This is a genomic window from Sandaracinobacter sp. (assembly GCF_041909755.1).
Classification (GTDB): Bacteria; Pseudomonadota; Alphaproteobacteria; order Sphingomonadales; family Sphingomonadaceae; genus Sandaracinobacteroides.
Genome location: NZ_JAYRCW010000017.1, coordinates 1 through 13,620, shown reverse-complemented (window position 1 = coordinate 13,620; position 13,620 = coordinate 1). Strand labels below are relative to the sequence as shown.

At 69.6% G+C, this 13,620-nt stretch carries 12 protein-coding genes; all 12 read right to left on the bottom strand.

Annotated features, from left to right (window positions below; genetic code table 11):
* The gene (ftsA, locus tag ACE3O8_RS04175) at positions 1 to 1,308 is read right to left on the bottom strand and encodes a cell division protein FtsA (protein WP_374387100.1); all 1,308 of its coding nucleotides are present in this window, start codon (positions 1,306 to 1,308) and stop codon (positions 1 to 3) included.
* Complete coding sequence (locus ACE3O8_RS04170; protein WP_374387098.1) at positions 1,308 to 2,273, bottom strand: cell division protein FtsQ/DivIB; 966 nt, start codon at positions 2,271 to 2,273, stop codon at positions 1,308 to 1,310. The genes ftsA and ACE3O8_RS04170 overlap by 1 nt, the downstream gene beginning before the upstream one ends.
* Positions 2,270 to 3,217, bottom strand: a complete 948-nt coding sequence (locus ACE3O8_RS04165; RefSeq protein ID WP_374387096.1) for a D-alanine--D-alanine ligase — start codon at positions 3,215 to 3,217, stop codon at positions 2,270 to 2,272. Before ACE3O8_RS04165 ends, ACE3O8_RS04170 begins: the two co-directional genes overlap by 4 nt.
* Positions 3,214 to 4,122 (bottom strand): UDP-N-acetylmuramate dehydrogenase, encoded by a 909-nt coding sequence (gene murB, locus ACE3O8_RS04160; protein WP_374387094.1) that lies wholly within the window; start codon positions 4,120 to 4,122, stop codon positions 3,214 to 3,216. Before murB ends, ACE3O8_RS04165 begins: the two co-directional genes overlap by 4 nt.
* Positions 4,122 to 5,543: a UDP-N-acetylmuramate--L-alanine ligase gene (gene murC / locus ACE3O8_RS04155; RefSeq protein WP_374387092.1), complete on the bottom strand. Its 1,422-nt coding sequence runs from the start codon at positions 5,541 to 5,543 to the stop codon at positions 4,122 to 4,124. Before murC ends, murB begins: the two co-directional genes overlap by 1 nt.
* Entirely contained in the window at positions 5,540 to 6,646 is a 1,107-nt protein-coding gene (gene murG, locus ACE3O8_RS04150; protein ID WP_374387091.1) for an undecaprenyldiphospho-muramoylpentapeptide beta-N-acetylglucosaminyltransferase, read from the bottom strand. Before murG ends, murC begins: the two co-directional genes overlap by 4 nt.
* Entirely contained in the window at positions 6,643 to 7,824 is a 1,182-nt protein-coding gene (locus ACE3O8_RS04145) for a putative peptidoglycan glycosyltransferase FtsW (RefSeq protein WP_374387089.1), read from the bottom strand. The genes murG and ACE3O8_RS04145 overlap by 4 nt, the downstream gene beginning before the upstream one ends.
* Positions 7,821 to 9,122: a UDP-N-acetylmuramoyl-L-alanine--D-glutamate ligase gene (gene murD, locus ACE3O8_RS04140; RefSeq protein WP_374387087.1), complete on the bottom strand. Its 1,302-nt coding sequence runs from the start codon at positions 9,120 to 9,122 to the stop codon at positions 7,821 to 7,823. The genes ACE3O8_RS04145 and murD overlap by 4 nt, the downstream gene beginning before the upstream one ends.
* Positions 9,123 to 10,193, bottom strand: a complete 1,071-nt coding sequence (gene mraY / locus ACE3O8_RS04135) for a phospho-N-acetylmuramoyl-pentapeptide-transferase (protein ID WP_374387085.1) — start codon at positions 10,191 to 10,193, stop codon at positions 9,123 to 9,125. It abuts the gene before it with no gap.
* Positions 10,190 to 11,551, bottom strand: coding sequence for a UDP-N-acetylmuramoyl-tripeptide--D-alanyl-D-alanine ligase (gene murF, locus ACE3O8_RS04130; RefSeq protein ID WP_374387083.1), 1,362 nt, complete (start codon positions 11,549 to 11,551; stop codon positions 10,190 to 10,192). The genes mraY and murF overlap by 4 nt, the downstream gene beginning before the upstream one ends.
* Positions 11,548 to 13,023: a UDP-N-acetylmuramoyl-L-alanyl-D-glutamate--2,6-diaminopimelate ligase gene (locus tag ACE3O8_RS04125; protein ID WP_374387081.1), complete on the bottom strand. Its 1,476-nt coding sequence runs from the start codon at positions 13,021 to 13,023 to the stop codon at positions 11,548 to 11,550. The genes murF and ACE3O8_RS04125 overlap by 4 nt, the downstream gene beginning before the upstream one ends.
* Positions 13,020 to 13,620, bottom strand: a 601-nt coding sequence (locus tag ACE3O8_RS04120; protein WP_374387079.1) for a penicillin-binding transpeptidase domain-containing protein, incomplete at its 5' end; no start/stop codon positions are given. The genes ACE3O8_RS04120 and ACE3O8_RS04125, both read right to left, overlap by 4 nt.

Here is a 13,620-nt window from a genome sequence, read left to right as displayed (position 1 = left end):
TCAGATCTGGCGTTTCAGGTGGTCGAACAGGCGGAAGAAACCGGATTTCGGCGCATCGCGGGCAGGCGCGCCCCGGCTGCGCGGCACAGCCATGCGGGCGAGATCGAGCCGCGGCTGGCTGCCGTGCAGGATGAGGCCGGCGAGCGTCGCGAAGGCGGCTGTCGACTGCGCCTCGGGCAGGCCGATCAGGCCGCGCGGGCGGCCGATGCGGACATTGCGCGACAACACGCCCTGCGCGAAGTCCGCGATGCCGCGCAGCTCGGCGCCGCCGCCTGTCAGCACCACCTGTCGCCCGGCCGGGCCGGTGAATCCGATATCCTTCAGCGCCTGCTCCACCTCTCCGAAGATCAGGTCCAGCCGGGCGCGGATCACGGCGTTCAGTTCCGACCGGGGCACGCGCCGGGCTTCCTGCCCGTCTTCCGGGTCAAGCGGCGGCACCTCGATCATGTCGTGGTTGTCGCGCGGGGAGGTGGTGGCCGCGCCCGACAGCGTTTTCAGCCGTTCGGCGGCCGCGCGACGGGTGCCGAAGCTGGCAGCGATGTCGGCGGTGATGTCGCCAGCGCCCATCGGCAGGGAGACAAGGCCCGCCAGCATGCCGCCGCCATGGACGGCGACGGTGGTGACGCCCGCGCCGATCTCGATCACGGCGACGCCAAGTTCCCGCTCCTCGTCGTTGAGGACGGAGGCCGAGGCCGCGACGCCGGAGGCGACGATCGCCTCCACGCCCAGGTGGGCGTTGCGGACGGCGAGATCGAGGTTGCGGCAAGGCGGCGTCGCCGCTGTCAGCACATGGATGTCCACCGCCAGCCGGTTCGCATGGAAGCCGCGCGGGTTGGTCACGCCGTCCAGCCCGTCCACCGTGTAGAGCGTGGGCTCTGCATGGAGGGTGGTGCGGCCGGCCTTGCTGATCGTCTCGTCGATACGGGCACGGCCCTGCGCCAGCAACGAGCCCATATCCTCTTCCGAGATGCGGTGACCGGCGATGTCGATCTCCACCGAGGTGACGTCGCTGTCCAGCCCGCCGGCGGACAGGTTCACGATCACGCTCTCGATCTCGACCCCGGCGGCCTTTTCCGCCTGCATCATGGCGGCGCGGATGGCCGTTTCGGTTTTCGCCATATCGGCCACCAGGCCGCGTTTCAGCCCGTTGGAGGCGCGGACGCCGGCGCCGATCACGCGCGGCTGATCCTGCCCGTCTGCCATGGCGACGAGCGCCGCGACCTTGGACGAGCCGACATCGATCGCCGCGATCACGCGCTCTGCGCGGGGCTTCAGCAGCTGGGTCGGGTTCAGAACCGCGACGGCCATCAGATCACGACCTCCTGTAGACTGGGCTGGGCGGCGCGCGCGGTCTGCATCGGCTGCGCGGCCTGCGGCTGGATTGTGGCGGGGGGCTGGATGGCAGCCGGGGCCCCGGGGGCGATGGCGGGCGGCGGCGTCGGGCGGGGCTTCACCGTCTGCCCCGGATCGGTTTCCACGCGCACCACCATCTTGTCGGGGATGCGGAAATCGAAGCGGATGAAGCCCCGGCCCAGCAGCGGGCTTTGCGTATTGAGGTCCGCGAAGCGCAGCCAGGAGGCGGCTGCCGCCGGGCCTTCGGGCAGGGAAACCGTTTCCCCCGATTTCATCCGCACGTCCCAGCGGCGGTCGCCCACCCACAGGGCGGCCCGCACATCGTCCGCGAGATCGGGGCGGCTGGCGATGATCTTCAGGATGGCGGGCGCCTGAAGCCGGGCCTCTTCGCCGACCAGCAGCGGCAGCCCGGCAAATGGCGCGAGATCGGAGGCCGGCAGCACCTGCCCGTCCGCGTCGATCAGGCGGATGCGGCCCTGCCATTGCCACAGCGCAGCCGGCTTCCGCTCGATCACGGTGATGTGCAGCCGATCCGGCCAGCGGCGCTGGATCTCGGCATCCTTCACCCATGGAAGGGCGACAAGCCGGGCGCGCATGTCGGCGAGGTCCGCCAGCAGCATCGAATCCGATCCGCCCTGCAGCAGTTCGCGATAGATGGAGAGGCGCGGCTGGTTCCGCGCGCCTTCGATTTCCACCTGCCGCACCACGAAGCCCGCGCTGGAGGCCGCCGTGGCAACCCCCATCGTCGCGTCGCGCGGCACGCCGGCGGCGACCGCCCACACGATCGCCGCCGCGCCGCCCAGCAGGGCGACGCTGCCCAGGATCAGCCGCCAGGCCGTGCGCGGGGCGACAGGGATCGCGACCGGCTGCGGCGCGGCCTTGCGGGCAGCCTGCTTGCGGGGCGGCTTGCGCGCGCTCATGCCAGCGCGCTTTCGATGAGGCGGCCGACAAGGGCCTCGTAGCTGATGCCGCGCACCTTCGCCTGTTCGGGCACGAGGGAGAGCGGCGTCATCCCCGGCTGGGTGTTCACCTCAAGCAGGTAGAGCCCGCCGGGCCCTTGCGCCGGATCATAGCGGAAATCGGCCCGGGAAACGCCCTTGCAGCCCAGCGCCCGGTGGGCGAGCGCGGCCTGCTCCAGCGCCATTGCGGTGATCATCGGCGGAATGTCGGCCGGGCACACATGCAGGGTGCGGCCGTCGGTGTATTTCGCCTCATAATCATAGAAGCCGGTGGTGGGCTTCAGTTCCGTCACGGCGAGCGGCTCGCCGATGCCGGAGGGCAGATGATCAAGCACGGCGACCGTGAGTTCGAGGCCCGCGATGAAGGGTTCGGCCAGCAGCTCCGGATAATCCTGCCATGGCCCCGGCGCGGTGCGGGCGATGGGCGTGCCATAGTTGGATTCGGCCGTGACGATGGCGACGCCCACGGACGAGCCTTCGTTCACCGGCTTCAGCACATAGGGGCGGGGCAGCGGATCGCGATCGAACAGCGTATCCGACCGCACCACGCGGCCGCCCGGCATCTTCACCCCGGCGGGGACGAGGATCTTCTTCGTCAGTTCCTTGTCGATGGCGATCGCGGAGGTGGTGACGCCGCTGTGCGTATAGCGGATCCCCATCAGGTCCATCGCGCCCTGCACCGTGCCGTCTTCACCGGGCGTGCCGTGCAGCGCGTTGAACACGACATCGGGCTTCGTCGCCAGCAGGCGATCGGGGAAGGTGGCGCCATCGCCAGCGGTTGCGCCAAGATCCAGCTCGGTCACGGCATGGCCCAGCGTGCGCGCAGCCTCGGCAATGCCCTTGCCGGACACGAGCGACACCTCCCGCTCGGCGGACCAGCCGCCCTTGAGAACGGTGACCCTCATCCGGCCACGCCCACCCGCTGGATTTCCCAATCCAGGGTCACGCCGGACTTCGCCTTGACGCGCGCGCGCACCTCCTCGCCCAGCGCCTCGATCTCGGCGCTGGTGGCGGTGCCGGTGTTGATCAGGAAATTGGTGTGCTTGTCGGAAACCTGCGCGCCGCCCAGCTTCAGGCCCCGGCAGCCGGCATCGTCCACAAGCTGCCAGGCCTTGTGGCCGGGCGGGTTCTTGAAGGTGGAGCCGCCGGTTTTCGTGCGGAGCGGCTGGCTGCTTTCGCGCGCCTCGGCAATGCGGTCCATCTCGGCCTGGATGGCGGCCGGATCGCCGTGCACACCCTTCAGCGTTGCCGCAATCACGATGGCACCTTCCGGCAGGTCGGAGTGGCGATAGGTGTAGCCCAGCGCCTGCACCGGCAGCGTCACCCGCTCGCCGGAGCGCAGCAGCACATCGGCAGAAACGAGGATGTCCGCCACTTCGCGGCCATAGGCGCCGCCGTTCATTCGCACGAAGCCGCCAACGGTGCCCGGAATGCCGCGCAGGAATTCCAGCCCCGCGATGCCGGCGTCGCGGGCGGCGGAGGAAACGGCGATGCCCGATGCGCCGCCGCCCGCCGTCAGCATGGTTTCGCCGGCGCGCTCCACCGCGCCGAATGCCTTGCCCAGCCGCACCACCACGCCGGGCACGCCGCCGTCGCGCACGATCAGGTTGGAGCCAAGGCCCAGCGCCATCACCGGCATCGCCGGATCCAGATCGCGGAGGAAGGCGGCCAGATCATCGGCATGCTTCGGCTCGAACAGCCATTGCGCCGCGCCGCCGGATTTGAACCACACGAGCGGCGCCAGCGGCGCATGGGCCGTGAGCTTGCCGCGCGGGGTGGGGACGGCGGCGGGTCGGGTTTCCAGCGCCATCATCCGGCCTTCACCGCTTCCAGCGCGCCCTGCAGATTGGCCGCCCATTTCGTGATGTCGCCCGCGCCCAGGCAGATCACCATGTCGCCAGCGCCCAGCAGCGGGGCGATGGTGGAGGCCAGGTCGGCCTCGCCGGACACCGTCAGCACCTGCCGGTGGCCGGAGCGGCGGATGGCGTCTGCCAGCGCCTCGTGGGAGATCCCCTCCAGCGGCGGTTCGCCCGCGGCATAGACGGGGGCGACGACGACGGTGTCGGCATCGTTGAAGGCCGTGCGCCAATCCTCGAACAGGTCGCGCAGGCGGGTGTAGCGATGCGGCTGAACCACGGCGACGACACGGGCGCGCGCGCCTTCGCGGGCGGCGGCCAGAACCGCCTTCACTTCCACCGGGTGGTGGCCGTAATCGTCGATGATCGTCACCACGCCGTCGCCAAGGGGCACCTCGCCCACCTTGGTGAAGCGGCGCTTCACGCCGCCGAACTTGGCGAAGCCGGCGCGGATCTGATCCTCGCCGATGCCCAGCTGGTCGGCGACGCCGATGGCGCCCAAAGCGTTCAGCACATTGTGCCGGCCCGGCATGGGCAGCTCCAGCCCCTCGATCCGCCGTTCCGGCCCGCCGGGCGCGCGCAGCGTGACATCGAAGCGGTTGCCGCCGGGCACCGGCTGCACATTGTCGCCCCGGATATCGGCCTGGCCCGCGAAGCCGTAGGTGATGATCCGGCGATCGGAAACGGAGGGGATCATCGCCTGCACTTCCGGGTGATCGAGGCACAGCACCGCCGCGCCATAGAAGGGCACCTTCTGAATGAAGGTGCGGAAGGCGGCCTTGGCGGTTTCGAAGTCGCCGTAATGATCCAGATGTTCGGGATCGATGTTCGTCACGATGGCGAGCGTGGGCGGCAGGCGCAGGAAGCTGCCGTCGGATTCGTCGGCCTCCACCACCATCCATTCGCCGTCGCCCAGCCGCGCGTTGGACCCATAGCTGTTGATGATGCCGCCGTTGATGACCGTCGGGTCCAGACCGCCGGCATCGAGCAGGGCTGCGACCATGGAGGTCGTCGTCGTCTTGCCGTGCGTGCCCGCCACGCAGACAGTGGATTTCAGCCGCATCAGTTCGGCCAGCATTTCCGCCCGGCGCACCACCGGCACGCGCCGTTCCAGCGCCAGATCGACTTCGGGGTTGCCCCGCTTGATCGCGGTGGAGACGACCACGACGGCGGCGTCGCCCAGGTTTTCGGCCTTGTGGCCGATGTGGACTGTGATGCCCTTCTTGCGGAGGCCCTGCACCACATAGCCTTCCGCGATGTCGGAGCCCTGCACGGCGAAGCCGAGGTTCGCCATCACCTCTGCGATGCCGGACATGCCGATGCCGCCGATGCCGATGAAATGGATGGGGCCGACGGCCTTGTTGAACACGCTCATGCCGCCTTCCTGTCCAGCGCGCGCACTTCATGTTCCACAAGGTCGGCCAGCCGCCCGGCTGCGTCCGGGATGCCCAGCGACCGGGCCGCGGCGGCGGCGGCCGAAAGGGCTTCGGGGCTGTCCATGAAGCCGGCGACATGGCCCGTGATCATCGCGGCCGTCGCCTGCGCTTCGGGGATCAGGAAGCCCGCGCCCGCCTTCACGAAGCCGGCGGCGTTCGCCGTCTGGTGATCATCTGTCGCGGCGGCGAAGGGGATAAGGATGGCGGGGCGGCCCATCGCCATCAGTTCCGCCATGGTGGAAGCGCCCGACCGGCTGATGACGAGATGGCTGGCGGCCAGCCGTTCGGGCAGGTCGGCCATGTAGGTCTGGCAATCCGCCTCCACGCCCGCCGCCCGATAGGCTTCCGCCACGGCGGACAGATCCTCGGCCCGGCACTGCTGGGTGACGTGCAGATGCCGCCGATGCCCTTCGGGCAAGGCCGCTATCGCCTGCGGCACCAGCCGGGCGAGGATGCGCGCGCCCTGGCTGCCGCCCACCACCAGCAGGCGGAAGGGCTGGTTCGCCGCGGGCGCATGAAACTGGCCGCCCCGCGCATCGAGGATGGCGGTGCGCACCGGATTGCCGGTGTGCCGTGCCTTGGCCTCTTCCGTCAGGAAGGCGGTTTCGGCGTAGGTGAGGGCGATGGCCGACACCCGACCCTGCAGCTTGCGGTTCACCCGGCCCAGCACGGCATTCTGTTCGTGCAGCACGCAGGGCAGTTTCAGCGCCACGCCGGCCAGCAGCCCCGGCAGCGACGGATAGCCGCCGAAGCCGACAACGGCGTCCGCGCCGGCATCGGCTGCGATGCGGCGGCCTTCGGCCCGGCCCTTCCAGATGCTGACAAAGGCCTTTGCCCAGGCAAAGGGGTTCAGCCCCGAAGCCGTCGCGCTGGCAAGCACATGGCGGTCCACCGTTTCGAACAGGCCGGGGAAGCGCAGGCCGCGCGCGTCGGTGAGCAGCGTGACCTTGTGGCCGCGCCGCTGAAGCTCTTCCGACAGGGCATGGGCGGGGATCATGTGCCCACCCGTGCCGCCGGCCGCGATGATCACGGACAGGCTCATGCGTGGGCCGCGCCCGGCTGGAGATAGGGGCTGGCCTTCAGGTGCCGGTTGCGCCGCGTGAGCGCCAGCAGAAGCCCCATCGCGATGGCTGTCGCGAGGAAGCTGGAACCGCCATGGCTGACGAGCGGCAGGGTCATGCCCTTGGATGGAGCGAGCGCCAGATTGACCGACATGTTGATGAGCGCCTGACCCCCGAACTGCGCGACGAGGCCCGTCGCTGCGATCAGCGTGAAGGGGTCGTCTTCGTCCAGAAGTTGTAGCAGCACCCGAAGGACGATCGCAAGATATAGTAGAGCGAGCGCGAAACAGGCGATCGCCCCGAACTCTTCCCCGATCACCGAGAAGATATAGTCCGTATGTGCTTCGGGCAGATGGAATTTCGCCGTTCCTTCGCCCGGCCCGGCGCCATAAAGGCCGCCCGAGCGGAAGCAATCCAGCGCCCGGTCCACCTGATAGGTATCCCCCTCGCCGTGCAGATAGCCGTCGATCCGGTTCCGGATATGCGGCTCGAACTGGTAGGCGACGACAAGGCCGCCCAGCGCCGCGAGAATGGCGAGCCCCAGCAGCAGCAGCGGCATGCCAGCCAGCACCGCCTGCACCAGCCACACCGCGATCACCAGCGCGGCCTGGCCGAAATCGGGCTGGATCACCAGCAGGCCGACGATCGCGGCCAGCACCAGCCCCCCCGCCGGGATCACGGGCAGCGACCGGTCCTCGAACTTCAGCGCGAACAGCCAGGCCGTCGACACCACGAAGAAGGGCTTCAGGAATTCGATGGGCTGCATCTGGAAGCCGGGCAGCTGGATCCAGCGCACCGCGCCATTCTTTTCCGCCCCGATCAGCGGCACCAGCATCAGCAGCAGGAAGAAGATCGCGAAGCCGCCCAGGGCGAAGCGGCGCGCGCTGTCCTTGGTGAGCATGGAGACGGCCAGCATCAGCGGCACGCCCGCCGCCACCCACATCAGCTGCCGCCACAGGAAATGCAGCGGCGGCACAACGATGGCGCCACCCGAAAGCCTGAGCGCCCCCGCCGGAGACGCGGCCGCCACCCCGATCAACCCGACACCGATCAGCACCAGCAGCATGAACAGCAGCGGCCGGTCGATCGTCCAGAACCAGCGGGCCAGCGGGCTCTTGTCTGCGCGGCCGAAGGAGATGGGAACGCCGGCGATCTTCACGCGGAAAGGCCTTTCACGAGATCCCGGAAGGCCGCGCCCCGGGCTTCATAGTCGCTGAACTGGTCGAACGAGGCGCAGGCCGGCGACAGCAGGACCGTATCGCCCGGCGCGGCGGCCGCCTGCGCGGCCTCCACGGCGACCTTCAGGGTTCCGGCATTCGTCACCGGCAGCAGCGGCTTCAGGATGGATGCGAACAGGGGCGCGGCCTCGCCGATGACATAGGCGGCCTTCACATGGGCGAGGTGCGGCAGGCAGGCATCGAGCTCGGCAGTCTTTGCCTGCCCGCCCAGGATCCAGTGCAGGTGATCGAATGCCTGCAGGGCGGGGGCGACGCTGGTGGGGTTCGTCGCCTTGCTGTCGTTCACATAGCGCACGCCGCCGACGAAACCGACGATCTCCATCCGGTGCGGCAGGCCGGGGAAGCTGCGAAGCCCCGCCTCGATCTGCGCGTCGGAAAGGCCGAGGCAGCGCACGGCGGCCACCGCGCAGGCGACATTCTGGGCATTGTGCGGCCCCTGCAGTGCGGGCCAGTTCGCCTGCGCTGCCGGATCGACGTCGGTGGCATGCACTTCGGTCAGAGCGACGCCGGCCGGCAGGCCTGCGGCTGCGGCGCGGGTATAGTCGTCGTCGGTCGCGATCACGGCGGTGCTGCCGGGACGCTGCATCGTGAACAGCCGCGCCTTCGAGGCCGCGTAGCCCGCCATGCCGTCGTAGCGATCGAGATGATCGGGCGTCAGGTTGGTGTAGACCACGACATCGCAGGCCAGATGCTGCGCCAGATCGATCTGGTAGCTGGACAGCTCCACGACATAGACGCCGCCCGCGGGCAGCGGTTCGGCGTCGAGCACGGGCAGGCCGATGTTGCCGCCCAGCCGCGCCGTCAGGCCGGCCTGTTCCAGCAGATGGTGGATCAGCGCTGTGGTGGTGGACTTGCCGTTGGTGCCCGTGATGCCGACGAGCCGGTGGGCGGGCAGGGTTTCGCGCGCCTGCTGCCACAGTTCCATGTCGCCAAGGATCGGGGTGCCCGCCGCCCGCGCCCGGGCGGCCAGCGGGTGCCGGTTCAGCGGCACGCCGGGCGAGACGATCAGGCCGTCCACGGTTGTCAGGTCGAGCGTTGCGAAATCCTGAAGCGAAAGGCCGGGAAATTCCGCCAGCGCCGTTTCCCGCGCCGCCGGTGCCTCATCCCATGCGACGGCCTGCGCGCCCGAGCGCTGGAGGAAGCGCAGCGCCGACAGCCCCGACCGCGCGAGGCCGTAAACGGCGAGGCGTTTGCCGGACAGGGCGGGCGCCGCCAGCATCTAGCGCAGCTTCAGCGTGGCGAGCCCGGCCATCGCCAGCACGATGGAGATGATCCAGAAGCGGATCACCACCGTCGATTCCGGCCAGCCGAGCTGTTCGAAATGGTGATGGATGGGGGCCATCTTGAACACGCGCTTGCCCGTCATCTTGAAGCTGGCGACCTGCACGATCACCGAAACCGCCTCCAGCACGAACAGGCCGCCCACCACCACCAGCACCAGTTCATGATTGGTGATCACGGCGATGGTGCCGATCGCGCCGCCCAGCGCCAGGCTGCCGGTGTCGCCCATGAAAACGGCGGCCGGGGGCGCGTTGAACCAGAGGAAGGCAAGGCAGGCCCCGACGAGCGCGCCCACGAACACGATGAGCTCGCCCGAGCCGGAGACGAAATGCACCCCCAGATAGTCGGCGAAGACGGCGTTGCCGACGAGATAGGCGATGATGCCGAACGTCATGGCGGCGATGATCACCGGCATGGTGGCGAGCCCGTCCAGACCGTCTGTCAGGTTCACGGCGTTGCCCGCGCCCACGATCACCAGCGCCCCGAAGGCGATGTAGATCCAGCCGAGATCGAGGCCGGTATCCTTCAGGAACGGGAAAAAGAGCGTCGTGCCGCCGAAAAGGGAGACATAATAGGCCGCAGACCCCGCGATCAGGAATTCGGCCAGCAGGCGCACCTTGCCCGACACGCCCGCCGAGCTGCGCTTCGTCACCTTGGCATAATCATCCAGGAAGCCGATCACGCCGAAGCCCAGCGTCACGAACAGCGCCGCCCACACGAAGGGCTTGTCCCATTCCATCCACAGCAGGGTGGAAATGGTCAGGCTGATCAGGATCTTCAGCCCGCCCATGGTGGGCGTGCCCTTTTTCGAGAAGTGCGACTGCGGCCCGTCCTCGCGGATGGGCTGGCCCTTGCCCTGCTTCACCCGGAGCCAGCCGATGAAGCGCGGGCCGATGAGCAGGCCGATCACAAGCGCCGTCATCAGCGCCGCGCCGGAGCGGAAGGTGAGGTAGCGCACGACGTTGAGGACGCCGGGGAAGCCGAGCCATTCGGCCAGGTGGAATATCATTGGGCGGCCTCCTTCAGAGCCGACACGAGCTTGCCGAGACCGACCGAGTTGGACCCTTTGACGAGCAGTGCATCGCCATCACGAAGCGTCGCGCGCGCCCAGGCAAGGGCGGCGGCGGCGTCAGGCAGATGGGAAGCGCCCTCGACCTTCAGCGCGGCCATTTCCGGGCCGACGAGGGCAAGTCCGGCCACCCCGGCCTCGGCGATCGGAGCGGCGAGCGCCGCATGCCGCGCCTCCGTCTCCGCGCCTAGCTCCCGCATCGCGCCCAGCACGGCGAGCCGCCGCTTTGCCGGGCTGTCCCGAAGCACGGCAAGCGCCGCCGCCATGGAGAGCGGGTTGGCGTTGTAGCTTTCGTCGATCAGCAGCGCCTCGCCGCCCGGAACCTTCACGCGGAGTCGCGCGCCACGGCCCGGCAGATCGGTCAATCCGGCCAGCGCGAGACCGGCTTCCGCGAGGTCGCCGCCGGCGGCCTTCACCGCCGCCAGCACCGCCAGCGCGTTGGTGACCCAGTGGCGCCCGGCCATGCCGATGGTGCAACGGATTTCTTCGCCCATCACGTCTGCGACAAGGGCCGTGGAAGTCGGGCCGACATCCGCCTGGAGGACGCGGACATCGGCCCCTTTCTTCCACCCGAAACTGATGCTGTGCGCGGCATGGCGGGCCGCCGCCGCAGCCAGAAGCGCTGCATGATCATTGTCGGCCGGCCAGATTGCCGTGCCGCCGGGCTGAAGCCCCTCAAAGATTTCGGCCTTCGCGCCCGCGATCTCGGCCTCTCCGCCGGGAAAATGCGCGATGTGGGCGGGCGCGACCCAGGTGATGAGCGCGACATGCGGCCGGACGAGCCGGGTGAGCGCCGACAGTTCGCCCACATGGTTCATGCCCATCTCGAACACGCCGAAGCGGCTGTCCGCGGGCATCCGGGCGAGGCTGAGGGGCACGCCCGTATGGTTGTTGTAGCTTTTCACCGAGGCGTGGGTGGCATCGGGCGCGATCCGGTCGAACGCCAGACGCAGCGCTTCCTTCGTGCCTGTCTTGCCGACGCTGCCGGTGACGCCGACGATCGTGGCCCCCGTGCGCGCCCGGGCAGCCCGGCCCAGCGCTTCCAGTGCGGCGAAACTGTCCGCCACCTGCACATGGGGGTGGGGAACGGGGCGCTCGACGAGGAAGCCCGCTGCGCCGCGTCCGGCCGCCATCGCGACATAGTCATGCCCGTCGGCCTGTTCGCCGCGCATCGCCACGAACAGTTCGCCGCCGATCACTTCGCGGCTGTCGAACGTCACGCCGTCCGCCACGAACGGGGTGGAGAGGCGGCCGCCCGGGGCGGGCGCGATATCGGCGCCCGTCCCCAGCGGGGTCATTGCGGCGGGCCTTCGTTCGCCGCAGAGCTCGCGCGCGGCAGCGCAGCGGCTGCTTCGCGCGCCACTTCGGCATCGTCGAACGGCAGCACATCGGTGCCCACGATCTGGCCCTGTTCATGGCCCTTGCCCGCCAGCAGCACCACGTCTCCGTCGCGCGCGGCCTTCAGCGCCGCGCGGATCGCGTCTGCGCGGCCAGGAACCTCTGTCGCGCCCGGGGCGGCGGCCAGGATCGCGGCGCGGATGGCGGCGGCATCCTCTGTGCGGGGATTGTCGTCGGTCACGATGGTGAGGTCGGCGTCGCGCACGGCGATGGCGCCCATTTCGGGGCGCTTGCCCCGGTCCCGGTCGCCGCCGCAGCCGAACAGCAGGATCAGCCGGTTGGCCGTATGCGGGCGCAGCGCCGCGATGGCGGCTTCCAGCGCATCGGGCGTGTGGGCGTAATCGACATAGACGGGCGCACCCGACGGTGTGATGACGGCGCGTTCCAGCCGCCCGCGCACGCCGGAGACCCGGCTGAGCGCCGCCAGCGTCTTCGCCGCATCGCCGCCGGTTGCAATCACCAGCCCGGCGGCCACCAGCGCATTTGCCGCCTGATAGCCGCCGATCAGCGGCAGCTTGATGACGTGCGCCGTGCCGCCGGCCCCCACCGTCAGCGTCTGGCCGAGCAGCGTCGGCACCCGCTTCACCAGCTTCAGCGCCTCGCCGTCAGGGCCCACCGTCAGCAGCTTCAGGCCGCGCGCCTTCGCCGCCGCGATCACCCGTTCGTTATAATCGGCGCCGGCCGCTTCCCGGTCCAGCCAGACGACAGCCGTGCCATCGGCGTCCAGCACCTCGGTGAACAGCCGCAGCTTGGCCTCGAAATAGGCCTCCATCGTCTCGTGATAGTCCAGATGGTCGCGCGTCAGGTTGGTGAAGGCGGCGGCCTTCACCGGCAGCCCCTCGGTTCGGTACTGGGCGAGCCCGTGGGACGACGCCTCGAACGCCAGATGGCTGATGCCCTCCAGCGCGAGGCCATGCACGTTGGAAAGGAATGTGACGATATCCGGCGTCGTCAGCCCGCCGGAACCCGCCTTGTCCTGCCCGGCGGAGGTGATCACCCCCAGCGTCCCGATGGAGGCGGCGCGTTCGCCCGCCAGATGCCACAGCTGGCGGGAGAGTTCCGCCGTGCTGGTCTTTCCGTTGGTGCCGGTGACCGCGGCGGTGACGGCCGGGAATGGCGCGTAGAAGCCGGCGGCCAGCTCCGCGAACAGGCGGCGGGGCTCCTCGGCGGCGATGTGCAGTGCGCCATCCACCTGCGCTTCTGGCCGGGCGATCACCGCGAGGGCGCCGGCCTTCACGGCGTCTGAGATCACGCTTTCGCCATCGAAGCGGGCACCCCGGAAGGCGCCGAACACGGCGCCGGGCGCCACCTTGCGGTGATCGATGGCGAAGCCGGTGATCCGGGCGCGGACGGAGGCCAGCGGATCGGTCATTGCGGCGGCGTCTCCAGCGGCGGCAGCCCGGCGGCGGCGCGGCGCATGGCGTTCGGGTCGCGCTTCACGTCGCGCGGCTTGTAGAGCCCCTCGAACATGGACAGGTCCGGCTCCGACGCGCCGCTGGTATCCGGCGCGACGCCCAGCACCGGCGCGATGCGGTTCACCACACGCTTGAAAACCGGGCCGGCCACGGAACCCGCCATGCGCGAGCCGACCGTGGGATCGTCCACCATGGCGATCACCACATAGCGCGGATTGTCCATCGGGAAGGCACCCGCGAAGGTGGTGATGTTGCGCCGCTTGTCATAGCCGCGGCCATGTTCCAGCACCTTTTCGGCGGTGCCCGTCTTGCCGCCCACGCGATAGCCTTCCGCATCCGCCTGCCGGCCGGTGCCGTCGAGCACAGCAAGGCGCAGCATGCCGTTCAGGTAGCGGGAGGTGCGTTCCTGGAACACGCGGCGGCCGGGGCGCTCCGCGCCCTCCGGCACCTTCAGGAAGGTGGCGGGGCGATAGACGCCGCCGTTCACCAGCGTCGAATAGGCGGTGGCGAGGTGCAGCGGCGTCACCGCGATGCCATGCCCGAAGCCCACCGTC

What these genes read in the sequence shown, in the direction of transcription:
- ftsA (WP_374387100.1), bottom strand. Translation starts at nt 1,308, where the DNA reads ATGGCCGTCGCGGTTCTGAACCCGACCCAGCTGCTGAAGCCCCGCGCA.
- ACE3O8_RS04170 (WP_374387098.1), bottom strand. Translation starts at nt 2,273, where the DNA reads ATGAGCGCGCGCAAGCCGCCCCGCAAGCAGGCTGCCCGCAAGGCCGCG.
- ACE3O8_RS04165 (WP_374387096.1), bottom strand. Translation starts at nt 3,217, where the DNA reads ATGAGGGTCACCGTTCTCAAGGGCGGCTGGTCCGCCGAGCGGGAGGTG.
- murB (WP_374387094.1), bottom strand. Translation starts at nt 4,122, where the DNA reads ATGGCGCTGGAAACCCGACCCGCCGCCGTCCCCACCCCGCGCGGCAAG.
- murC (WP_374387092.1), bottom strand. Translation starts at nt 5,543, where the DNA reads ATGAGCGTGTTCAACAAGGCCGTCGGCCCCATCCATTTCATCGGCATC.
- murG (WP_374387091.1), bottom strand. Translation starts at nt 6,646, where the DNA reads ATGAGCCTGTCCGTGATCATCGCGGCCGGCGGCACGGGTGGGCACATG.
- murD (WP_374387087.1), bottom strand. Translation starts at nt 9,122, where the DNA reads ATGCTGGCGGCGCCCGCCCTGTCCGGCAAACGCCTCGCCGTTTACGGC.
- mraY (WP_374387085.1), bottom strand. Translation starts at nt 10,193, where the DNA reads ATGATATTCCACCTGGCCGAATGGCTCGGCTTCCCCGGCGTCCTCAAC.
- murF (WP_374387083.1), bottom strand. Translation starts at nt 11,551, where the DNA reads ATGACCCCGCTGGGGACGGGCGCCGATATCGCGCCCGCCCCGGGCGGC.
- ACE3O8_RS04125 (WP_374387081.1), bottom strand. Translation starts at nt 13,023, where the DNA reads ATGACCGATCCGCTGGCCTCCGTCCGCGCCCGGATCACCGGCTTCGCC.